This is a genomic window from Escherichia sp. E1V33 (assembly GCF_004211955.1).
Lineage (GTDB): Bacteria > Pseudomonadota > Gammaproteobacteria > Enterobacterales > Enterobacteriaceae > Escherichia.
In genome coordinates this window covers 1-23,196 of record NZ_RHJI01000013.1, presented here as the reverse complement: position 1 = coordinate 23,196, position 23,196 = coordinate 1, and the positions used below count along the sequence as shown (strand labels likewise).

General features: G+C 49.0%; 19 protein-coding genes, 1 rRNA gene and 3 pseudogenes. 10 read left to right on the top strand and 13 right to left on the bottom strand.

All coding sequences use genetic code 11. From position 1 onward, the window contains the following. Positions 1 to 67: 67 nt before the first annotated feature. Both D9742_RS13520 and D9742_RS23795 read left to right on the top strand, forming a co-directional pair. Positions 68 to 346 (top strand): annotated as a pseudogene (locus tag D9742_RS13520) (PfkB family carbohydrate kinase); the annotation flags it as partial. Then, positions 337 to 459: pseudogene (locus D9742_RS23795) on the top strand (DeoR family transcriptional regulator); the annotation flags it as partial. The pseudogenes D9742_RS13520 and D9742_RS23795, both read left to right, overlap by 10 nt. A 74-nt stretch (positions 460 to 533) precedes the next feature. Here D9742_RS23795 and D9742_RS13510 read toward each other — a convergent pair. From D9742_RS13510 to typA, 4 genes are all read right to left on the bottom strand, one after another. Continuing rightward, the gene (locus tag D9742_RS13510; RefSeq protein ID WP_130237236.1) at positions 534 to 1,799 is read right to left on the bottom strand and encodes an MFS transporter; all 1,266 of its coding nucleotides are present in this window, start codon (positions 1,797 to 1,799) and stop codon (positions 534 to 536) included. Positions 1,800 to 1,900: 101 nt separating this feature from the next. After that, a complete protein-coding gene (locus tag D9742_RS13505) occupies positions 1,901 to 2,881 on the bottom strand; it encodes a TIM barrel protein (RefSeq protein ID WP_130237235.1) in 981 nt (326 codons plus the stop codon). Positions 2,882 to 2,888: 7 nt separating this feature from the next. Continuing rightward, complete coding sequence (locus D9742_RS13500; protein ID WP_130237234.1) at positions 2,889 to 3,599, bottom strand: GntR family transcriptional regulator; 711 nt, start codon at positions 3,597 to 3,599, stop codon at positions 2,889 to 2,891. Positions 3,600 to 3,815: 216 nt separating this feature from the next. Continuing rightward, positions 3,816 to 5,639, bottom strand: coding sequence for a ribosome-dependent GTPase TypA (gene typA, locus D9742_RS13495; RefSeq protein ID WP_000570668.1), 1,824 nt, complete (start codon positions 5,637 to 5,639; stop codon positions 3,816 to 3,818). Positions 5,640 to 6,011: 372 nt separating this feature from the next. Between typA and glnA the strand changes: the two genes are divergently transcribed. From glnA to D9742_RS13475, 4 genes are all read left to right on the top strand, one after another. Beyond that, complete coding sequence (gene glnA, locus D9742_RS13490; RefSeq protein WP_001271717.1) at positions 6,012 to 7,421, top strand: glutamate--ammonia ligase; 1,410 nt, start codon at positions 6,012 to 6,014, stop codon at positions 7,419 to 7,421. Between the two features lie 173 nt (positions 7,422 to 7,594). Next, positions 7,595 to 8,644 (top strand): nitrogen regulation protein NR(II), encoded by a 1,050-nt coding sequence (glnL, locus tag D9742_RS13485; protein WP_000190577.1) that lies wholly within the window; start codon positions 7,595 to 7,597, stop codon positions 8,642 to 8,644. Between the two features lie 11 nt (positions 8,645 to 8,655). Then, a complete protein-coding gene (gene glnG / locus D9742_RS13480) occupies positions 8,656 to 10,065 on the top strand; it encodes a nitrogen regulation protein NR(I) (RefSeq protein ID WP_001188777.1) in 1,410 nt (469 codons plus the stop codon). A gap of 113 nt (positions 10,066 to 10,178) precedes the next feature. Then, positions 10,179 to 10,289, top strand: coding sequence for a YshB family small membrane protein (locus D9742_RS13475; RefSeq protein ID WP_130237233.1), 111 nt, complete (start codon positions 10,179 to 10,181; stop codon positions 10,287 to 10,289). Positions 10,290 to 10,482: 193 nt separating this feature from the next. On the opposite strand, the gene hemN is transcribed toward D9742_RS13475, so the two are convergent. The 3 genes and pseudogenes from hemN to D9742_RS23460 all read right to left on the bottom strand — a co-directional run bounded on the left by hemN (position 10,483) and on the right by D9742_RS23460 (position 12,839). After that, positions 10,483 to 11,856, bottom strand: a complete 1,374-nt coding sequence (gene hemN, locus D9742_RS13470) for an oxygen-independent coproporphyrinogen III oxidase (protein WP_130237232.1) — start codon at positions 11,854 to 11,856, stop codon at positions 10,483 to 10,485. Between the two features lie 188 nt (positions 11,857 to 12,044). Then, on the bottom strand, positions 12,045 to 12,554 hold the full coding sequence (gene yihI, locus D9742_RS13465) for a Der GTPase-activating protein YihI (protein WP_130209972.1): 510 nt from the start codon (positions 12,552 to 12,554) through the stop codon (positions 12,045 to 12,047). A gap of 118 nt (positions 12,555 to 12,672) precedes the next feature. Then, positions 12,673 to 12,839 (bottom strand): annotated as a pseudogene (locus D9742_RS23460) (hypothetical protein). A gap of 296 nt (positions 12,840 to 13,135) precedes the next feature. Between D9742_RS23460 and yihA the strand changes: the two are divergent. Further along, a complete protein-coding gene (gene yihA, locus D9742_RS13455) occupies positions 13,136 to 13,768 on the top strand; it encodes a ribosome biogenesis GTP-binding protein YihA/YsxC (protein WP_130237231.1) in 633 nt (210 codons plus the stop codon). Positions 13,769 to 14,091: 323 nt separating this feature from the next. On the opposite strand, the gene polA is transcribed toward yihA, so the two are convergent. Then, positions 14,092 to 16,878: a DNA polymerase I gene (gene polA, locus D9742_RS13450; RefSeq protein WP_130237230.1), complete on the bottom strand. Its 2,787-nt coding sequence runs from the start codon at positions 16,876 to 16,878 to the stop codon at positions 14,092 to 14,094. Positions 16,879 to 17,241: 363 nt separating this feature from the next. Between polA and D9742_RS13440 the strand changes: the two genes are divergently transcribed. Further along, positions 17,242 to 18,174 (top strand): acyltransferase, encoded by a 933-nt coding sequence (locus D9742_RS13440; protein ID WP_130237228.1) that lies wholly within the window; start codon positions 17,242 to 17,244, stop codon positions 18,172 to 18,174. Positions 18,175 to 18,214: 40 nt separating this feature from the next. Here the strand turns inward: D9742_RS13440 and D9742_RS13435 are convergent, their stop codons facing one another. The 4 genes from D9742_RS13435 to D9742_RS13420 all read right to left on the bottom strand — a co-directional run bounded on the left by D9742_RS13435 (position 18,215) and on the right by D9742_RS13420 (position 21,776). Continuing rightward, on the bottom strand, positions 18,215 to 19,645 hold the full coding sequence (locus D9742_RS13435; RefSeq protein ID WP_130237227.1) for a DUF945 family protein: 1,431 nt from the start codon (positions 19,643 to 19,645) through the stop codon (positions 18,215 to 18,217). Positions 19,646 to 19,800: 155 nt separating this feature from the next. Beyond that, positions 19,801 to 20,427, bottom strand: a complete 627-nt coding sequence (gene dsbA, locus D9742_RS13430) for a thiol:disulfide interchange protein DsbA (RefSeq protein WP_064527999.1) — start codon at positions 20,425 to 20,427, stop codon at positions 19,801 to 19,803. A 16-nt stretch (positions 20,428 to 20,443) separates the two neighbouring features. Beyond that, positions 20,444 to 21,430 (bottom strand): stress response kinase SrkA, encoded by a 987-nt coding sequence (srkA, locus tag D9742_RS13425; protein WP_130237226.1) that lies wholly within the window; start codon positions 21,428 to 21,430, stop codon positions 20,444 to 20,446. A gap of 76 nt (positions 21,431 to 21,506) precedes the next feature. Beyond that, positions 21,507 to 21,776, bottom strand: a complete 270-nt coding sequence (locus D9742_RS13420) for a YihD family protein (protein WP_001295263.1) — start codon at positions 21,774 to 21,776, stop codon at positions 21,507 to 21,509. Between the two features lie 69 nt (positions 21,777 to 21,845). Here D9742_RS13420 and mobA point away from each other — a divergent pair, with 69 nt between their 5' ends. Together mobA and mobB are read left to right on the top strand one after the other, a co-directional pair. Then, on the top strand, positions 21,846 to 22,430 hold the full coding sequence (mobA, locus tag D9742_RS13415; protein WP_130237225.1) for a molybdenum cofactor guanylyltransferase MobA: 585 nt from the start codon (positions 21,846 to 21,848) through the stop codon (positions 22,428 to 22,430). Next, positions 22,412 to 22,930, top strand: a complete 519-nt coding sequence (mobB, locus tag D9742_RS13410) for a molybdopterin-guanine dinucleotide biosynthesis protein MobB (RefSeq protein ID WP_130237224.1) — start codon at positions 22,412 to 22,414, stop codon at positions 22,928 to 22,930. Before mobA ends, mobB begins: the two co-directional genes overlap by 19 nt. Before the next feature lie 92 nt (positions 22,931 to 23,022). On the opposite strand, the gene rrf is transcribed toward mobB, so the two are convergent. Next, a 5S ribosomal RNA gene (gene rrf, locus D9742_RS13405) occupies positions 23,023 to 23,138 on the bottom strand. Positions 23,139 to 23,196 lie beyond the last annotated feature (58 nt).

Below are 23,196 nucleotides of genomic sequence, written 5' to 3'. Positions count from 1 at the left end.
GGCTTTTTCGCAATAGATGAATGGTTAAGATTCAGGTGTAAATTGCCAACGAGTCTCGATGACCAGCGCCGATATGACACCGCAGGATATTTCTCCACTTGTCGCGTTAGCCGATCATACTGTGTTCTCAACGCCAGGGCTGAAACGCATGACTGGCCTACAGTCACCTGAAGAAGGTTTGTACCAGGCAACGACACAAACTGCGGGTAAAGCGTATGTCACGCTGGGTTCTGAAGGTTCATTGTGGATTGAAGATGATCATTTGTGTCAACAGGATGCATTTTATGTCAATGTGGTTGATACGACTGGAGCAGGCGATGTTTTTCACGGCGCGGTAGCGTTGGCAATGCACGGAATGTCAGGGCTTTTTTTACTGATGCCCCGCCTCCCAATTCTTTCTGCCAGTTGTTAAGTGAAGAGAATGTTGAACTGGTGGTTGCCGAGCAAGAAGTATCCTGAAATTGAAACTTCGAAAAATCCGCTGGGGATTCAGCGGATTTTTTTTGGCCGGATTAAACACATCCGGCCATTAATTAAGCTTCAGCCGCCAGCATCTCTTTCTTACGTTGGCTAATACGCTTAACCAGCATTACGGAAACCACCGCACCACAGAATGCGAAGCAGGCCATAATGCCAAACACGATTTTGTAGCCAATAATCCCCGGATTTAAATCCAGAATGTAGCCATACAGACTGAAGCAGAACATCGCCGGGGCGTAACCAATAAAGCTACCTAACGCCATCGCCGCACCTGTTTTATTTTCAGCAATTTTTGCTTCGCCGATAGGTGCAAAAAATACGGCTCGCTGTGTAAAGACAATCGCGCCAAAGCCCAGCGTACATGCCATCCCTAAATAGACCGGCATACTTTCGTGCGGCAGCATAATCAACAGTACGAGCGCAGCGGTGCTGATGATAAAGGTGTAGCATAGATATTTACTCGGTGATTTCAGGATCTTATCTGAAATCATGCCACCAATCGGTCCACCAATCATTTTCAAACAGTATTGGTTAATGATGCCGTAAGCCCCCACCAGCGCAACGGGCAATAGATAGATGTTTTTCAGGAATGGAATGAAAAATGTCAGGCCACAGTAAACCGCGTAAACGAAGAAGACGTTAAAAGCGATAAGCCAGATGGTTTTGTCTCTCAGCACCGAGGTCATACTGGGGTTTTTCGATGCTTCTTTATCTTCTTTCACCTCCACGGACGGTGCCTCTTCTTTGTCATTCAGTACAAAGAAAATGATAACGCCCACGGCAATCACAATAAGGGAATAGAACCAGATGCCCGCTTTAAAGCCCAACAAGCCACTGCCAAACCAGGTAAATACTGCCAACGCAGAAAATGCCACCACGGTATCGACAATGCCACGCCCTGTTTCGAAGAAGCCAAACAAACGACCTTGTTGTTCGCTATTGCCCAGTCGACTTACCGACTTGAGCAAGACAGGCCAGTTCATCATGTCGCAAGTAACGCCAAACAGCGCCCAGACAAAGAGGATGCCCCAATAACCTGGCATTGTCGTCAGATAAACACCCAGTAATCCCGTCGCAATAAGTGAGAATGACATGGTGTATCTGCGCGGTAGTTTATCGGCAAAATAAATAGACAGAAAAAAGCCCACTGTCGTGACAAATGAGTTTACCGACATAGCATTACCAATTTGACCATTGGTCAAATGGAAATATTCCTGCATCGGGATATAAAACGCATCTTTCAGCGACGGTAATTTATAAATTGTACCGCCACACAGTGTTAATAGACTAAATAACGCCCATTTCTTTTTCGTGAGCATAACATCCCCTAAGCGATTTTTAAAATCACTGTTTTAAAGGCAATAAGATACCGACCATTCTTATGGAATGGTTTTATTAACTGCGTATGAATTCAAACTTGTTAGTGGTTCAGAAGATGGCTCGCCTCTTGTTTGATTTGTTGTAGTACGTTACGCACATGATTTATCTGATTAATTGCATCTTCTTTTTCTTTACGTAACCGCTCATCCAGCAAATGCTTTTCTGGCAATGGTGTTTCACTCATCTGGCGATAAGGGATCCACGGATTATCATCTTCGTCTTCAAAGCGGAACGCTGGAGCATAATAATCAACCTCTTCTTCCAGGCCATATGCCGTCACCTGCGGTTCTTCATCGCCGAGGCAGATAAGGTGTGTTAATAACTCTTTGAACGGCATATCTCCCTGACCTGAAATACAGGCTTTATGACCCAGGCCACCTTGTTCTTTAACGATCAAGGCATCTTTGATATGGACTTGGGTGATGTGCGGTGCCATCGTTTTTAAGGCGTCGATGGGATGCTCATTTGCATTGATCATGTTCGCAAAATCAAACAGTAAGGAAAGAGATTCCATCTCACTTTCTTTGACCAGCGACACCAGTTCATGGCTTTTTAAATCCTCATGCTGTTCGATCGTAAAGGTCAGGCCGCTGTCCTGATACGCTTCCCGCACATAGGCAATGTCGTTAGCGATAATCGATAATACGTCGCGCAAATTACCTTCATAACGCGGATAAAAACGTACGGACGATGCCCCGGTTTTCAACGCAATGGTAACGGCTTCGTCAATAGATGCCTTATCTGAGGCGCTGGTTTCAATATGAATATCAAGGTTCAGACGTCGAGCTTTATCACCAAAGGCGGAGAGTTCTTTATCGGCCATATTGCCCAGAGAAAAACGCTCGCCATCCAGAACATGAATTTTGACGCCACGTAGATTATTTTCACTTGCGATATCAAGTAAATCAGCAGGCAATACTCTTTCCAGCCGCATATTTAAATGAAAGGCATAGGCATGCAAATAAAGAGGAAGAGTGTCGACACGTTGTAGAATCTTTCTTGCGTTATTTATTGTCACCATAAAACACCTACAGATTAATGATGAGGTCTACGGCCTCAAATCGCCAATATTCAATATCTATCTGGACAATATTGCCTTGCTGGTCGGCGCGATGCTTTTCAATTAAGATCGCTGGCATACCCGCAGAACCGCCAAGATACTTGCTGATATCGCCCGGCATTCTGACGGGTTTGAAAATCAATTTTTTTACTACCGTCTCTTTTTGGTAGCACTTTTCCCAGACTGCAGAAAAAGAGTGGTTTTCAAGTTGTTCAATAAAACCCGGAGCAACTTCAGGATTAATATATGTTTCGTGATAGAAAACTTTATGTCCTTCCAGCGCCCCCCAGCCGGTGATGCGATAGAGTTCAGTTGATGGCGTCACTGCAATCAGTGGCGCGAGCGTCTCGGGAATATCGCTGGTACGGCTTTTCTCAGTAAAGCCCCAGGAAGGTTCCCGCCCTTGCTCAATTGCGGCCCGCTGAAAGCTCGCTGACAGCTCCGGACTGTAATTAAATCGCGGCTGGGTCACGAACCACCCTTTACGATCCTTACGGAAGATTTTGGATTCTGCCTCGAGGTTCAACAACGCCTGGCGCAACGTCATACGTTTAATGCCCAGCAGCTCTCCCAGCTCTCTTTCTGAAGGGAGTTTTCCACCCGGCGTGGTGATGCCATCTTTTAACCACCGATCCAATCTCTCTTTTGCATTTTCTACGGTGGATTGATTTCCCGTCATTGTTTAATCCTTTTGGTTTAAACCAGATGTGGCATCTTACGCTTACGCCAAAAAAGAAAGCAATTAACGGCGTATGACTTTGCAGATAATTGTGACAAAGCTCTCTATTGACGTAATCACAGACTTATAAGGGAGATACTCGCATTGGTGAGGACTTACGGCAGGCGAAAAAAAACCTGCCATCGCTGGCAGGTTTTTCATGACTGAAAAGCGAAATTAATCGTCTTTCGGTGCGCGGTTGGCGCGACGACGATCGTTTTCCGTCAGGTGACGTTTACGAATACGGATAGAGGTTGGAGTCACTTCTACCAGTTCGTCATCATCGATGAACTCCAGAGCTTGTTCCAGAGTCATGCGGATAGGCGGAACCAGAACAACGGCTTCGTCAGTACCGGAAGCACGCATGTTGGTCAGTTTCTTACCGGTCAGGCAGTTTACAGTCAGGTCGTTAGAGCGGCTGTGAATACCGATAATCTGACCTTCGTAAACTTCTGCACCGTGACCGAGGAACAGCTTACCGCGATCCTGCAGACCGAACAGCGCGAACGCTACCGCTTTACCCTGACCGTTAGAGATCAGTACGCCGTTCTGACGCTGACCCACTTCACCCGGACGTACGTCGTCGTAGTGGCTGAAGGTGGAGTACAGCAGACCCGTACCGGAAGTCATGGTCATGAACTCAGAACGGAAGCCAATCAGACCACGGCTTGGGATCACGTAGTCGAGACGTACGCGGCCTTTACCGTCTGGATTCATGTTTTTCAGGTCGCCTTTACGTTCGCCCAGCGCCTGCATTACAGAACCCTGATGCTGTTCTTCAACGTCCAGAGTCACGTTTTCATACGGCTCTTGTTTACGACCGTCGATTTCACGGAAGATAACTTTCGGACGGGATACCGCCAGTTCGAAACCTTCACGACGCATGTTTTCGATCAGAACAGACAGGTGCAGTTCGCCACGACCAGAAACGCGGAACGCATCGGCGTCTTCGGTTTCTTCTACGCGCAGCGCAACGTTGTGTACCAGTTCTTTGTTCAGACGATCCAGGATCTGACGAGACGTTACGAACTTACCTTCTTTACCGCAGAACGGCGAGGTGTTAACGCAGAAGAACATAGAAACGGTCGGCTCATCAACGGAGAGTGCCGGCAGCGCTTCAACGTTTTGCGTGTCGCAAACGGTGTCAGAAATGTTCAGTTCGCCCAGGCCCGTGATCGCTACGATATCGCCAGCTTCCGCCAGATCGGTTTCGATACGTTCCAGACCGAGGTGGCCCAGCACTTTACCGACTTTCGCGTTGCGGGTTTTGCCTTCGCTATCGATGATAGTGACCTGCTGGTTCGGCTTCACTTTACCGCGCTTGATGCGGCCAATGCCGATAACGCCAACATAGCTGTTGTAATCGAGCTGAGAAATCTGCATCTGGAACGGACCGTCAAGGTCAACGTCCGGCGCAGGAACGTGGTCAACAATCGCCTGGTACAGCGGAGTCATGTCTTCCGCCATATCTTCGTGGTCCAGACCCGCGATACCGTTCAGCGCAGAAGCGTAAACGATCGGGAAGTCCAGCTGCTCGTCGGTCGCGTCGAGGTTAACGAACAGATCGAATACCTGATCCACAACCCAATCAGGACGCGCGCCAGGGCGGTCAACTTTGTTGATGACAACAATCGGCTTCAGGCCGTAAGCAAACGCTTTTTTGGTTACGAAGCGCGTTTGCGGCATCGGGCCGTCAAATGCGTCAACCACCAGCAGCACTGAGTCTACCATGGACATTACACGTTCAACTTCACCACCGAAGTCGGCGTGCCCCGGGGTATCAACGATATTGATACGGTAATCATTCCATTTGATAGCGGTGTTTTTCGCGAGGATGGTAATCCCACGCTCTTTCTCCAAATCGTTGGAGTCCATCACGCGCTCTTGGGTTTCGGCACGAGAGTCGAACGTACCGGATTGTTGGAGCAGCTTGTCTACCAGGGTGGTTTTACCATGGTCTACGTGCGCGATGATGGCGATATTACGCAATTTTTCGATCACAACTTTGCCTCAGGCATTAGAAATAGCGCGTTATTGTACACGGATTAATCGCACTACAAAACAGGATCACAAACATCCTCCGCAAACAAGTATTGCAGAGTCCCTTTGTGATCGCTTTCACGGAGCATAAAAAGGGTTATCCAAAGGTCATTGCACCAATATGGTGCTTAATGTTTCCATTAGAGCACTATATTGGTGCAACATTCACATCATGGTGCAGCCCTTTTGCACGATGTTAAGCATGATAACGCCTTTTAGGGGTAATTTAAAAGTTGGCACAGATTTCGCTTAATCTTTTTTACGGCGACACGGCCAAAACAATTGCAGATTTCGTTACCACGACGACAATGACCAATCCAGGAGAGTTAAAGTATGTCCGCTGAACACGTACTGACGATGCTGAACGAGCACGAAGTGAAGTTTGTTGATTTGCGCTTCACCGATACTAAAGGTAAAGAACAGCACGTCACTATCCCTGCTCATCAGGTGAATGCTGAATTCTTCGAAGAAGGCAAAATGTTTGACGGCTCCTCGATTGGCGGCTGGAAAGGCATTAACGAATCCGACATGGTGCTGATGCCAGACGCATCCACCGCAGTGATTGACCCGTTCTTTGCCGACTCTACCCTGATTATCCGTTGCGACATCCTTGAACCTGGCACCTTGCAAGGCTATGACCGTGACCCGCGCTCCATTGCGAAACGCGCTGAAGATTACCTGCGTTCTACTGGCATTGCCGACACCGTACTGTTCGGGCCAGAACCAGAATTCTTCCTGTTCGATGACATCCGTTTCGGATCATCTATCTCCGGTTCTCACGTTGCCATCGACGATATTGAAGGCGCATGGAACTCCTCCACCCAATATGAAGGTGGTAACAAAGGTCACCGTCCGGCAGTGAAAGGCGGTTACTTCCCGGTTCCACCGGTAGACTCTGCTCAGGATATTCGTTCTGAAATGTGTCTGGTGATGGAACAGATGGGTCTGGTTGTTGAAGCCCATCACCACGAAGTTGCAACCGCTGGTCAGAACGAAGTGGCAACCCGCTTCAATACCATGACCAAAAAAGCCGACGAAATTCAGATCTACAAATATGTTGTGCACAACGTGGCGCACCGCTTCGGTAAAACCGCGACCTTTATGCCAAAACCGATGTTCGGTGATAACGGCTCCGGTATGCACTGCCACATGTCACTGTCTAAAAACGGCGTTAACCTGTTCGCGGGTGACAAATATGCAGGTCTGTCTGAGCAGGCGCTGTACTACATTGGCGGCGTAATCAAACACGCTAAAGCGATTAACGCCCTGGCAAACCCGACCACCAACTCTTATAAGCGTCTGGTCCCGGGCTACGAAGCACCGGTAATGCTGGCTTACTCTGCGCGTAACCGTTCTGCGTCTATCCGTATTCCAGTGGTTTCTTCTCCGAAAGCGCGTCGTATCGAAGTGCGTTTCCCGGACCCGGCGGCTAACCCGTACCTGTGCTTTGCTGCCCTGCTGATGGCCGGTCTTGATGGTATCAAGAACAAGATCCATCCGGGTGAAGCTATGGACAAAAACCTGTATGACCTGCCGCCGGAAGAGGCGAAAGAGATCCCACAGGTTGCAGGCTCTCTGGAAGAAGCACTGAACGAACTGGATCTGGACCGCGAGTTCCTGAAAGCCGGTGGCGTGTTCACTGATGAAGCGATCGATGCGTACATCGCTCTGCGTCGCGAAGAAGATGACCGCGTGCGTATGACTCCGCATCCGGTAGAGTTTGAGCTGTACTACAGCGTCTAATAGTTGAAGTTGTACTACCCGGCGCAACAACGCCGGGATTTAGTTGCCGTGGAAACTTTCAGCCCATCTCTGCATGGGCTTTTTTCTCCGTCAATTCTCTGATGCTTCGCGCTTTTTATCCGTAAAAAGCTATAATGCACTAAAATGGTGCAACCTGTTCAGGAGACTGCTTTATGGCAACAGGCACGCAGCCCGATGCTGGGCAGATCCTCAACTCGCTGATTAACAGTATTTTGTTAATCGATGACAACCTGGCGATTCATTACGCCAACCCCGCCGCGCAACAACTGCTCGCCCAAAGCTCCCGCAAATTGTTTGGTACACCGTTACCGGAACTGTTGAGCTACTTCTCATTAAATATCGAGCTGATGCAAGAAAGTCTGGAGGCGGGGCAAGGTTTTACCGATAACGAAGTGACGCTGGTGATTGACGGGCGCTCACATATCCTTTCTGTGACGGCTCAGCGTATGCCGGACGGCATGATCCTGCTGGAGATGGCGCCGATGGATAACCAGCGCCGCTTAAGTCAGGAACAGCTACAGCACGCCCAGCAGGTTGCTGCCCGTGATTTGGTGCGCGGCCTGGCGCATGAGATTAAAAATCCGCTTGGCGGTTTACGTGGCGCAGCGCAGCTGCTCAGCAAAGCGTTACCTGACCCGTCACTGCTGGAATATACCAAAGTGATTATCGAACAGGCGGACCGGCTGCGAAATCTGGTCGACCGTCTGTTGGGGCCGCAGCTGCCCGGTACGCGCGTTACCGAAAGTATTCACAAAGTGGCTGAACGCGTGGTGACGCTGGTGTCGATGGAACTGCCGGACAACGTGCGGTTGATTCGTGATTACGACCCCAGTCTGCCGGAACTGGCGCACGACCCGGATCAAATTGAACAGGTCTTGCTGAATATTGTGCGCAATGCGCTACAGGCGCTGGGGCCGGAAGGCGGTGAAATCATTCTGCGTACCCGCACCGCGTTTCAACTGACCTTACACGGCGAGCGCTATCGGCTGGCGGCGCGAATTGATGTAGAAGATAACGGGCCAGGCATTCCGCCTCATTTGCAGGATACGCTGTTTTACCCGATGGTCAGCGGCCGCGAAGGCGGCACCGGGCTTGGCTTATCCATCGCCCGTAATTTGATTGATCAGCATTCAGGCAAAATTGAATTTACCAGTTGGCCAGGTCATACCGAGTTCTCGGTTTACCTGCCTATCAGGAAATAAAGGTGACGTTTATGCAACGAGGGATAGTCTGGGTAGTCGATGACGATAGTTCCATCCGTTGGGTGCTTGAACGTGCGCTCGCTGGGGCAGGTTTAACCTGTACGACATTTGAGAACGGCGCGGAGGTACTGGAGGCACTGGCGAGCAAAACGCCGGATGTGCTGCTTTCAGATATCCGTATGCCGGGCATGGACGGCCTGGCGCTGCTCAAGCAGATTAAACAGCGCCATCCGATGCTTCCGGTCATCATTATGACCGCACATTCCGATCTGGATGCTGCCGTCAGCGCCTATCAACAAGGGGCGTTTGATTATCTGCCCAAACCGTTTGATATCGACGAAGCCGTGGCGCTGGTTGAGCGCGCCATCAGTCATTACCAGGAACAGCAGCAGCCGCGTAATGTTCAGCTTAACGGCCCAACGACCGATATCATCGGCGAAGCGCCAGCCATGCAGGACGTGTTCCGCATTATCGGTCGGCTTTCGCGTTCTTCTATTAGCGTGCTGATTAACGGCGAGTCCGGCACTGGTAAAGAACTGGTCGCTCATGCCCTGCATCGCCACAGTCCGCGAGCCAAAGCGCCATTTATCGCGCTCAATATGGCGGCTATCCCGAAAGATTTGATCGAATCAGAACTGTTCGGTCACGAGAAAGGCGCGTTTACCGGCGCGAATACCATTCGTCAGGGGCGTTTTGAACAGGCCGATGGCGGCACATTATTCCTTGATGAAATTGGCGATATGCCGCTGGATGTGCAGACGCGTTTGCTGCGCGTGCTGGCAGACGGTCAGTTTTACCGCGTTGGCGGCTATGCGCCGGTGAAAGTGGATGTGCGGATTATCGCTGCCACTCACCAGAATCTCGAACAGCGGGTGCAGGAAGGTAAGTTCCGTGAGGATCTGTTCCACCGCCTGAACGTTATCCGCGTTCATCTGCCGCCGCTGCGCGAGCGTCGGGAAGATATTCCCCGTCTGGCGCGCCATTTTTTACAGGTTGCCGCGCGCGAACTGGGCGTAGAAGCGAAGTTGCTGCATCCGGAAACCGAAGCTGCTCTGACGCGTCTGGCGTGGCCAGGCAACGTGCGCCAGCTGGAAAACACCTGCCGCTGGCTAACCGTGATGGCCGCCGGGCAGGAAGTGTTGATTCAGGATTTGCCCGGCGAACTGTTTGAATCAACGGTTGCGGAGAGTACTTCGCAAATGCAACCGGACAGTTGGGCGACGCTTCTTGCGCAGTGGGCAGACAGAGCGCTGCGTTCCGGTCATCAAAATCTGCTTTCCGAAGCGCAGCCAGAGCTGGAGCGGACGTTACTGACGACCGCGTTGCGACATACGCAGGGGCATAAACAGGAAGCGGCGCGGCTACTTGGCTGGGGCCGTAACACCCTGACGCGTAAGTTAAAAGAGCTGGGGATGGAGTGATTCACGGCTTGTGTGTAAAGATTGATTATTGAGCGCAAATTGCTGTTATTTTGCGCTTTACTGTTCCGGTAAGTTCAGTATGATCATGCCCGAAAAACGGGGGGAGTGTCATTATGCTGGAATCAATAATTAATCTGCTATCAAGTGGCGCAGTTGACAGCCACACGCCGCAAACTGCCGTTGCTGCCGTGTTGTGTGCCGTAATGATTGGGCTGTTTAGCTGAAGCTCGTTGTTTATGCCGGATGCGGAGAAAGTCGTAGGTCTGATAAGACGCAACCAGCGTCGCATCAGGCGTTGATTGCCGGATGCGGCGTAAACGCCTTATCCGGCCTACAAAAGCAATAATTTCAACAGGTTTTGTTGACCAGCGCATCAGGCAACCTTGTTCTCAGCACATTGATGGCGCCATTCACAATTTAAATCACCCGTGAGAACTGCTGCATTCGCGCTTTCTGGCGCAGATAAGTATCAAAGCACATGCAAATGTTGCGGATCAGCAAGCGACCTTTCGCCGTTACCTGAATCCCCTTCTCATTGACATCCACCAGCCCATCTTTTGCTAATGGGGCCAGCAGCTTGAGATCTTCCGCAAAATAGTCAGCGAAGTGCAAATCCCACTGTTGTTCTACGGGGGCGTAATCCAGACGGAAATTGCAGATTAGCGACTTAATCACATCGCGGCGAATACAGTCATCACGCGTTAGCGCAATACCACGCCACAGCGCATTGCCTTGTTCATCCACCTGCTGATAGTAATGCTTTAACTCTTTCTGGTTCTGCGCGTAACAGTCGCCAATCATGCTGATGGCGGAAACGCCCATCCCCAGCAAATCGGTATCGCCCTGAGTGGTGTAGCCCTGGAAGTTACGATGAAGCACGCCTTCACGCTGGGCCACCGCCAGCTCGTCATCCGGGCGAGCAAAGTGATCCATACCGATAAACTGATAGCCCGATTGCGTCAGGAAAGCGATGGTTTCCTGCAAGATATCCAGTTTTTGCTGTGGACTCGGCAGGTCAGCATCTTTGATTTTGCGCTGAGCAGCAAAAATGGTCGGCAGATGCGCGTAGTTAAAGACACTCAGACGGTCAGGGTTCAGCTCCGCCACACGTTTCAGGGTAAAGGCGAAACTTTCCGGCGTCTGTTTCGGCAGGCCGTAAATCAGGTCGATGTTGGTGGAGGTAAAGCCAATCTCACGCGCATGGTTAAGCAGCGCAAAGATAAACTCTTCATCCTGCTCGCGGTTAACCAGACGTTGCACTTCTTTGTTGAAGTCCTGCACGCCCATACTCAGGCGGTTAAAACCTTCCGCGCGTAAATGATCCAGTACATCCAGTTCGATTTCACGCGGATCGACTTCGATCGAGATTTCCGCATCGGCATTGAACTGGAAGTTTTCGCGTAGCAGCTTCATCAGGCGGCTAATTTGCGTTTTGTTCAGGTACGTTGGCGTACCGCCGCCCCAGTGCAATTGGCTCACCTTGCGTCCGGCAAATAGTGGCGCACGATGAACGATTTCTTGCTCAAGCACGTCCAGATACTGATCGGCCTTGTGCTGCTGACGAGTCACTATCTTATTGCAACCACAGAAATAGCAAAGTTTGTGGCAGAACGGGATATGTACGTAGAGAGATAGCGGCCGCTCAGGGTAGCGTGCCACGGCTTGTAGAAACGCCTGTTCGCCGAAGTCTTCTGAAAACTCCAGCGCGGTCGGGTACGAGGTGTATCGTGGCCCGGAATAGTTATATTTCTGGATCAGGGCCAGGTCCCAGTCGATTTGCTGTACAGACATGCTCACTCCTTCCGATGGCGTCTCTGGCGGCTACGGCGTACCGACGGATGCCCGTTTCGGGTCATCAGCCGGTTGCGCAGCCACTTTTGTCGCCGCGACAACCGCTGTAGTTTAACGAATAACCACACCAGATAACATATAACCGGAAGGGTTATCAGCAGAACGGGAAGGCCCACGTCGGCAATCCGTTAGTTGCCTCGCAGCAGACGCATCATGTCTTCTTGCTTCTCGTCTTCTTCCTCTTCTTCGTCGTCGTCATAAGAGAGGCCGAGTTTCTGCATCAGCTCATCAATACGATCCAGCTTGGCATCCACCCAAGATTGCTCTTCGGCACTCAGGGTTTCGCCTGCTTCCAGACGTTCCAGCAGCGCATCCAGACGCTCATCCGTCTCCAGTAACTCCAACTCCGCCTGCGGTGAAAGCATAGGTTTCTCACTCTTCGGTTTGTGCTGTTTGGTGACTTTTTCAGTCACGCCCAATGGAATAGGGGTTTTACTGCCAATACGTGGATCTTTCGGTGCATTCTGGCCTTTGCTACCCGAGGTAGCGCTACCGCCCGCTGCGCGGCTGCCAGGTGCATGACCACGGCGTTTTTTCTGGCGCTTGCGATCACGAGCTTCCTGATTCAGCTCTTCGCGGGTTTTACGACGCGCTTTTGCATGACCTTTGCTGCGTGAGTTTGAAGATGATGGTTTCATATCAATTCGTCTTTTAGCCGTTTTATTTAGTATAGATTTGCGGCGGAATCTAACAGAAAGCAAGCAAAGAAAAAAGGCGACAGATTACTCTGTCGCCTTTTTCCCTGACTCACAACCCTTAACGGGTCTTACAATCCTTGCAGGCCGCCAACACACCCTGTTTTTCCATTAGCCGGAACATTCCGTGTTGATTCCATTTCCCTTTAGTGACGTCTCCGGACGTTTGTCTTCCTGACAATCCTCTGTCTTCGCCTCCTGGCGCTCCTGACCCTCATCCTGAGTCATCGTTCCTGTTAGCGTCCTCGCTCTATGGGTGATACTTTACGCTTCTGCGTTAAACAAACAATAAACTATCATCAGTATTTACTCATTTTCAGATTATTGTATAAAACTAATCACATGATTTATTTAGCCTATTTGACATGTGTCGCAGAAATTTCTCTTCGATTTCTCATAAAAACAATCGGCAATGTCTCACAAAGTACATGGTATTGACTTACACCGTTCACGCCGAAAAATCCGTCTTTTATTGTGGTTCAGGTATAATCGCCGCAAAGCTTTGACTGACGGAGACGACCGCTTTGACTAATTTGAATTATCAACAGACGCATTTTGTAATGAGTGCGCCTGATATTCGCCACTTACCTTCCGATACCGGGATCGAAGTGGCTTTTGCAGGCCGTTCCAACGCAGGTAAATCCAGCGCGCTGAACACGTTGACTAACCAGAAAAGCCTGGCGCGGACCTCGAAAACACCAGGACGTACCCAGCTTATCAACCTGTTTGAAGTGGCTGACGGCAAACGTCTGGTCGACTTACCTGGCTATGGCTATGCGGAAGTTCCTGAAGAGATGAAGCGCAAATGGCAACGCGCGCTCGGCGAGTACCTCGAAAAACGTCAGAGTCTGCAAGGACTGGTAGTGCTGATGGATATTCGCCATCCGCTGAAAGATCTCGACCAACAGATGATTGAGTGGGCGGTGGACAGCAATATCGCCGTACTGGTGCTGCTGACCAAAGCGGACAAACTGGCAAGCGGTGCACGTAAAGCGCAATTGAATATGGTGCGTGAAGCAGTGCTGGCGTTTAACGGTGATGTGCAGGTAGAGACATTCTCTTCTCTGAAGAAGCAAGGCGTGGATAAACTTCGCCAGAAACTGGATACCTGGTTTAGCGAGATGCAACCCGTTGAAGAGAAGCAGAAAGGCGAATGATTTTCTAGCCCTTATGCATGTGCCGGATATCGCGTATCCGGCAATAAGGTTCTTTTCTTTCGCGCAATAAAAAACGCCCCAGTCATTACTGACTGGGGCGGCTAAAAAATTCAGCCAAATCCGATTACGTGAAGTAAAAGGTCTGAAAGATAGAACATCTTACCTCTGTACCCTACGCGACTAACTTTACTCTTTTTTGTTCAGTTCAGAAAGCACTTTTTGTAATTTTTTTTCAGTTGTTGCATAGGAATTTCTAATACCCATCACAAAACGTGGCTGGTTATGTTGCTAAGTTACGAAAAAAAGGCTTGTTAAGGCAAATCTTAGTGCGCCTGATCCCAGTTTTCGCCACTCCCCACTTCCACCAGCAACGGCACATCCAGGCGGGTACAGTTTTCCATCAACTGATGGATCTTCTTCGCTACCGCATCGACATCATCTTTATGAACTTCAAACACCAGTTCATCGTGTACCTGCATGATCATACGCACACGCGGTTGCTCAGCCTGTAGCCACGCATCAACGGCAATCATCGCCCGTTTGATAATGTCGGCGGCGGTTCCCTGCATTGGCGCGTTAATGGCTGCACGTTCAGCCGCTGCACGACGAGCACCATTGCTGGATTTGATATCCGGCAGATACAGACGGCGTCCGTCCAGCGTTTCAACGTAGCCCTGCTCTTTCGCCTGCGCGCGAGTGCGTTCCATATACTCCAGTACGCCTGGGTAGCGTTCGAAGTAAAGGTCCATGTACTTCTGCGCCTCTTTACGCGGAATGTTCAATTGCCGCGCCAGGCCGAAAGCACTCATGCCATAAATCAGGCCGAAGTTGATCGCTTTCGCGCTACGGCGTTGTTCGCTGGTAACAGTTTCCAGTGGCAAACCAAATACTTCTGCCGCCGTAGCCCGGTGGATATCCTTTCCTTCCGCGAATGCGGTCAGCAAACCTTTGTCACGCGAGAGATGCGCCATAATGCGCAACTCAATTTGTGAGTAGTCCGCCGAGACAATCACGTAATCCTGCGGCGCAATAAAGGCCTGGCGAATACGGCGACCTTCTTCGTTACGCACCGGAATGTTTTGCAGGTTAGGATCGGTTGAGGATAAACGTCCCGTCGCAGTTACTGCCTGGTGATAGGAAGTATGCACCCGCCCGGTTTTCGGGTTGATCATCAGCGGCAGCTTGTCGGTGTAAGTCGACTTCAGCTTCGCCAGACCACGATACTCCAGAATCACTTTTGGCAACGGATAGTCCAGCGCCAGTTCTTCCAGTACCTCTTCTGACGTTGAAGGCGCGCCACCCGGCGTTTTCTTCAGCGGTTTAATGCCCTGTTTTTCAAACAGAATGGTTTGTAACTGCTTGGTGGAAGAAAGGTTAAATTGTTCACCTGCAATTTCATGCGCTTTCTTTTCCAGCTCAGCCAGACGCAAGGTGAGCTCTTCAGAATGATTGTGCAGCACTTTCGGGTCGATCTTCACACCGTTACGTTCGATGCGCGAAAGTACCGGCACCAGCGGCATTTCGATGTTTTCGAAGACGTTCAGTGGCCCTTTGTGTTTTTGCAGATCCGGCCACATTTTCAGATGCAATTGTAAGGTGACATCCGCATCTTCGGCAGCATAGCGTCCGGCCTCTTCCAGGGCAATCTGGTTAAAGGTCAGTTGATTTTTACCTTTACCGGCAATCTCTTCAAAAGTGATGGTTTTGTGTTTCAACCAACGTTCCGCGAGGCTGTCCATATCGTGACGGCCGGCAACGCTATTGAGAATGTAGGACTCCAGCATGGTATCAAAGGCAATCCCACGCAGTTCAATACCGTAGTTCGCCAGAATGCCGCGATCGTATTTCAGGTTTTGCCCGACCTTCAGCGCCTTTTCATCTTCCAGCAGCGGTTTCAGCAATTCGAGCGCGCGCTCGCGGGAGATCTGATCGGGCGCATCAAGATAATCATGAGCAACTGGAATATAGGCCGCTACGCCTGGCTCGATAGCAAAAGAAAGCCCGACCAGGTTGGCAGAGATGTTATCAAGGCTGTCGGTTTCGGTATCAAATGCAAATACCGGCGCTTTTTCCAGCTTCGCAATCCACGCTTTCAGTGTTTCTTCATCAAGGATGGTGACGTAGTTGTCATAAGAAATCACCGTTGCCGTCACTTCTGGTGCTTCGTCTGCAACACTGGTTTCCTGTGGCTTCGCGGCTGGTTTTGCCCCTTTGGCCTGTAACCATTTGCCCGCTTCGACATCAGCAGTCCAGCGTTTGAACTCATACTTTTTGAACAGTCCCAACAACTCTTCAGCCGCCGGTTGCTGTACTTCCAGTTGTTCGCAGGTCAGTTCCAGTTCAACGTCGGTTTTAATCGTCGCTAGCTGGTAAGAGAGATAGGCCACCTCTTTATTTTGCTCAAGCTTCGCCGCCATTGTTTTCGCGCCGCGGAAGCTCAATCCAGCAATTTTTTCCGGCTCGGCATACAGCGTATCCAGGCCGCCAAGACCTTGTAGCAGTGCCTGCGCGGTTTTTTCGCCGACGCCCGGTACGCCCGGTATGTTATCGGAGGAATCGCCCATCAGTGCCAGGAAGTCGATAATCAATTCTGGTGGTACGCCGTACTTATTCACCACCTCTTCCGGGCCGAGGATAGTATTTGTCATGGTGTTGATAAGAGTGATATTTGGCGTCACCAGTTGCGCCATATCTTTATCACCGGTGCTGATCAATACCGGACGCCCGGCTTTTTCTGCTTCACGCGCCAGAGTACCAATAACGTCGTCTGCTTCTACACCAGAAACGGCCAGCAGAGGCAGCCCCATCGCTTTTACCATTGTGTGCAGGGGTTCGATCTGCGCGCGCAAATCGTCCGGCATTGGCGGGCGATGTGATTTGTAATGTTCAAACAGTTCATCACGAAAGGTTTTTCCCTTGGCGTCAAAGACCACCGCTGCATGCGTCGGTTGGTATTGCATGATCAGACTACGCAGCATGTTGAGGACACCGTACATCGCACCGGTTGGCTCGCCTGCGCTGTTAGTCAGCGGCGGAAACGCGTGATATGCGCGATAAAGATAAGATGAACCATCTACAAGGATAAGTGGGTTTTGGGGGATCTGAACCATAATGTCCGTGCCTGTTTATCAGATTATGCGTAAAGGATGCCACAGACAGGATGAAAACATGAGTTTTTCACCGCTTTTCGTGAAAATCTTTTGTAGATCTTCTGGATCGCTCGCAAATTGTCATGTGGATAACTTTGTGTATAAATTATTTACATCACTTTTAATTTATTATCATGCTTGTTACAGAATTAGGTTTGTTGTTGTTTTTCATAAAGTTAAAAATAAAAGCGTTGCTGGTGATTGAGTAATAGGGATTTTTTCTAATGTGGATAGATATGAATTATTTTTCTATTTAAGGATCATCCGTTATTTGGGCCGTTTTCTGCTAAAATCTGCGCCTTGCGCTTCTTTAGCGCACTGTCTATGGCTAACCTTTTGAATAATTTAATTATGACGAGAATACTCGCTGCGATAACACTTTTGGTGAGTATCGTATTGACCATTTTGGTCACCATTTTTTGTTCTGTCCCGATCATCATTGCCGGGATCGTAAAACTATTGTTACCTGTACCAGTGATTTGGCGAAAGGTATCGCTTTTTTGTGATTTTATGATGTATTGCTGGTGTGAAGGATTAGCGCTATTACTGCACCTTAACCCACACCTGCAATGGGAAGTTCGCGGGCTGGAAGGACTAAGTAAGAAGAACTGGTATCTACTTATTTGTAACCACCGCAGTTGGGCTGATATTGTTGTACTGTGCGTGTTGTTTCGTAAGCATATTCCAATGAACAAATATTTTCTCAAGCAGCAACTGGCCTGGGTACCTTTCCTTGGCCTGGCGTGCTGGGCGCTGGATATGCCGTTTATGAAGCGCTATTCCCGCGCTTATTTGATACGTCATCCGGAACGGCGCGGTAAAGATGTTGAAACCACTCGTCGGTCTTGCGAAAAGTTTCGCCTGCATCCCACCACGATTGTGAATTTTGTTGAAGGCTCCCGTTTTACTGAACAGAAACATCAGCAAACCCACTCGACATTTAAAAACCTCCTGCCTCCCAAAGCCGCCGGTATCGCGATGACGCTGAATGTTCTGGGTAAACAATTCGATAAACTACTCAATGTTACGCTGTGTTATCCGGACAATAACCGCCAGCCATTCTTCGATATGTTAAGTGGCAAACTGACGCGGATTGTCGTGCATGTGGATTTACAACCTATTGCTGAAGAGTTGCATGGCGACTATATCAATGACAAAAGCTTCAAACGTCATTTTCAGCAGTGGCTGAACACACTGTGGCAGGAAAAAGACCGACTTCTGACTTCACTGATGTCATCACAGCATCAGGATAAGTAGTTATAACTCGCCTCCGTATTAGCAGAGGCGAGTTATCATTTTAATGCACTAAACGTCCGGCACGAGACATAAACTCTTCTTCGCTCATCTCCTGACCGTTAAAAACAACTTTACCTGGCAAATAATGCAGTTGCAGCGAGGCGATATTGTTGTCAATTGTGATTAGCTGAAACATCTTACCTAATGTTGCCATTCCGCCGATTTGTTTATCAGCCAGCTTTTGAGCTTTTTCAGCATCCATTCCTTCAGATAAATTAAGCTGTTTAGCTATTTCAGTGACGGCATTAATCGGTACATTCATATCCAGATTGAAAGATTTAATATCTTTGTTTGTGGATGATGAAGATTTGGCTGGATCGGCAATACTAATATCCAGATTAGCATTTAGTTCGCCGACAGCGTTCTTCCAGCTTACAGGTAGTTTAATCATCGGCTCACTTTTTTGTAATAACGGTAAATACTCTTTGAACAATGCGGTATTCATTGCTTCCAGTGCATCTTCATCATTTGCTAACTCAGGGTGTGCTGCAAGTTGCTTCTGCATCGCAATGTTGTACTGGATGATAAACTGGCGAACTGCTAAGGGATCAATAGATTCAGCAATCAATGACCATTGACCGCTACCGAGTTGCTGATTCCCTTTTGTTAACTTATCAATTTCGTAACTCAGATTGACATTGATATGATCTTTATCTTTTACGCGCTCTAGGGTGGTTTTCGCGACGAAAGCATCGATTTTGGCAACTTCGTCTCCGCGATTGATAATGCTAATCTGATTAAATTTCGACTCGCTTTCACCAACCGGAAATTTCTTTTCTTCTAATCGCGTCAGAGAATTAATGGTAAAACTTTTCGCCGTGACTTTGTTTATTGGCGATAATTCCAGAACAATATCTTCGACTTTGCCTTCAACATCGAGATTAGACAATGAACTGTCATCACCATTAAAAGTAATCTGACCTTCACCAAAGGAGAGTTTTCCATACTCTGCAGGGGCAACGTCCAGAGTTGTAGAGAAAGAACCGCCAAAGGCGAATCGTAATGTCGCTTCGACGGGCGCTCTCTCTTTTGCGGCAATAAATAGCGGTTGTGTCAGTTCATTATTGACTAATTTAACTTTTGCTGCCGCCATAGCAGGTAAGATATTGCCGCTTTTTAGCATTGATAGCGGCAAGGGACCATGATCGACATCCACATCAAATGCAATACCTTGTCCTGGCTTGATATTGAGATCTGGCGCACCTTTATCAAAGGTAATAAGCATTTGAAAATGAGAGCTAAAAAAACCTTTATCAAAGTTTTTATAGCTGGCGGTCATATCATAGGCATGCTCTCCCTTCTTTTTACTGTCGTTAAAATCTTTAATAAATTTTTCGACGCCAGACTGGATTTGAGTCCCTTCATACCATGTTCCACCGCCCCAGATAATGGCTAATGCAACAATAACACCTGTGGCTGACTTACGTATCATTTCTAATATTCCCTGATAAAACAGCAAAACTTTTAATATCCGCGCTTGATATTAAAATGTCCAGAAACGAGGTAAATTATCAGAAAGTATTTATATTGATTAAACAACAAAAAAAGCCCGCGAATATTCACGGGCTTTATGTAAATTACAATAAATTATTTTTTCTCAGAAAGATATTTCACTGTATCAGCATACTGCTGAACAAAAACATCCATATTGCTGGTATCCATACCCTGCGGATTCAGCTGATATTTACCGTTAACAAACATCGCTGGAACGCCACGCAATTGTACATCTGCAGCCGCTTTTTCTTGCTGTGCGACCAGAGACTTAACAACAAAGCTGTTCCATGCCGCATCATACTCTTCGCCTTTAATACCTGCGTTGATGAAGACATCGCGAATGTCGGCTGTAGAACGAATGGTCTGAGTTTTCTGTACGCCTTCAAACAGCGGTACAGTCACTTTATCTTCTACGCCCAGCGCCATCGCCACAGCCCACGCTTGTGTCAGAGATTGACCCAGCTCCCCACCCATGAAGTTGACGTGGTATTTAGTCATCTTCACACCTTCCGGCAGTTTTTTCTTCACGTTCTCAGAAATATGCAGAACTTCTTCAAACTGATAGCAGTGCGGGCAGAAGAAAGAGAAAAACTCCAGTACTTGCGGAGCGCCAGCAACCGGCTTTTCCAGCGTGGTGTATTGTTTACCATCTTCATACTGCGCCGCCGATGCGCTAAACGCTAAAACCAAACCAGCCAGCGCCAGCCAAATCTTTTTCATGATCTACTCTCTCCGATTAATACATAGGTGTTAATTGCAAAGGGGGTTCTTGTAGAACTTTTGCCTGCTCTATAAAAGTTGCCGTCTGTCGCAGCCAGTAATCTTCCCCGGTTAACCACGGGAAATTTTTCGGGAACGCGGGATCGGCCCAGCGCCGCATTAGCCAGGCAAGATAATAAACCAAACGCATGGCGCGTAAAGGTTCAATCAGTCCGATTTCAGCGGTGTCGAACTCGCTAAATTCTTCATAAGCTTCAATAATAGTTTCTAACTGCATCCGTTGCTCAGCTTTATCGCCATTCAGCAACATCCACAGGTCCTGAATTGCAGGGCCATTACGCGCATCATCCAGGTCAACAAACATGGGGCCATCGCGCCAGAGAATATTTCCGGCATGGCAATCACCATGCAATCGCAGAGCGGTGAAGTCCTCCCGCCAGTGTGCTGTAACGGCGGTAATAAGTTCATCAGTTGCCTTAAGGAAGGCCGCTTTCAGCCCAGAAGGTATCAGCGTGGCATCTTCAAACAACTTACGAGGTTCAATGAGATATTCATGCAGGCCGATGGTCGGGCGATGGATAAAAAGCTGTTTGCGCCCCGTCTGGTGCATGCGCCCTAAATAACGCCCAACCGCTTCCATCTGATCAATATTATCGGCTTCGAACTGACGACCACCGACGCTTGGGAAAACGGCGAAATAAAATCCCTGATGAATCAATAATGTCTGGCCATTAAAAGCCAAAGGGGCCGCGACCGGAACTTCGTCGTTTACCAGTTGCAGCGCAAATTGATGTTCTTCGAGGATTTGATCTGCTGTCCAACGTTCAGGGCGATAAAATTTGACGACAAAGCGTCGACGGTCTTCGTCCTGAAATTGATAGACACGGTTTTCATAGCTGTTAAGCGGGGTAAGACCGGAATCCACCCGGATCCCTTGCTCAAACAGAGCGTCCATGATGGTATCCGGGTGTAGTGTCTGGAAAGTAAAAGCGCTGTTGTTCATCCCATCATCCGGAAAACATTACGAATGATGAAGGATATCATTTCACAATGATTTTGTTGGTAGCGCTTACAAGCTTTTACTCTTTAATTACGCCACGCGCGCGTAACAGCGCCGTTTTGAAGTCTTCTTCATAATCTTTCTGCAACCCAGGGATCACCGCATCTTTCGCGGAATCGCGCATTTTCAGGTGATAGATCAGAATGTCATCCGTCAAATCCGCCAGTTCGCCGTCAAAACCTGACTCTTTCGCCAGTTTCTGCAAAAATTGCAGCAGGTTAAGGTCTGGCTCTTTTTGCCAGGCTGGCTGGAGGAGTTCAATAACTTCATTCAGACGTTTACATTTCATAGTAATGCTCCTTACTCTTGAGACAGACACGTTAGCAGGGTCAATCCCACAATAAAAGAGGCGATATCGGTGAATCTGATGACGACGATAACAGGCGTTGTACTGGCGGGCGGTAAAGCCAGACGAATGGGTGGCGTAGATAAAGGGTTGCTTGAATTAAACGGCAAACCACTTTGGCAGCATGTCACTGATGCGCTTATGACGCAGCTATCCTACGTCGTGGTTAATGCCAATCGTCATCAGGAAATCTATCAAGCAAGTGGTCTGAAAGTAATAGCGGATTCACTGGCGGATTACCCTGGCCCGCTTGCGGGAATGCTTTCGGTAATGCAGCAGGAAGCAGGTGAGTGGTTTCTGTTTTGTCCGTGCGATACGCCTTATATTCCCCAGGATTTAGTCTCCCGGCTTAATCATCAGCGCAAAGATGCACCTGTAGTGTGGGTCCATGACGGCGAACGTGATCACCCGACGATTGCTCTGGTAAATCGCGCTATTGAGCCTTTGTTGCAGGAATATCTGCAATCCGGAGAGCGCCGGGTGATGGCATTTATGAATCTTGCTGGCGGTCACGCGGTTGATTTTAGCGACCGTAAAGAGGCATTTGTGAACGTGAATACGCCAGAGGAGCTTGCCCGATGGCAGGAAAAACAATGATACCGCTACTCGCCTTTGCCGCGTGGAGCGGTACCGGAAAAACGACGCTGTTGAAAAAACTTATCCCGGCATTATGCGCCAGAGGGATCCGCCCAGGGCTGATTAAACATACGCATCATGATATGGATGTTGATAAGCCAGGCAAAGATAGCTATGAGCTGCGCAAGGCTGGGGCGGCACAAACTATCGTTGCCAGCCAGCAGCGTTGGGCCTTGATGACGGAAACACCAGACGAAGAAGAGCTGGATCTACATTTTCTCGCAAGTCGAATGGATACCTCAAAGCTGGATTTGATTCTGGTCGAAGGGTTTAAGCATGAAGAAATCGCAAAGATTGTGCTGTTTCGTGAAGGGGCCGGACATCGACCGGAAGAGTTGGTGATAGACAGACATGTTATTGCTGTAGCCAGTGATGTGCCGCTTAATCTTGATGTCGCGTTACTGGATATTAATGATATTGAGGGGCTGGCTGATTTTGTGGTGGAGTGGATGCAAAAGTAGGACGGATAAGACGCGTCAGCGTCGCGTCCGGCATTTTTTCTGCACCAACGCAAAAAGGCCATCCTTCCGGATGGCCTTTCGCTTAATTTGATGCCTGGCAGTTCCCTACTCTCGCATGGGGAGACCCCACACTACCATCGGCGCTACGGCGTTTCACTTCTGAGTTCGGCATGGGGTCAGGTGGGACCACCGCGCTACGGCCGCCAGGCAAATTCTGTTTCATTAACCCGCTTGTCGCCGGTTAATTAATCTGTTATCAAGCTTAC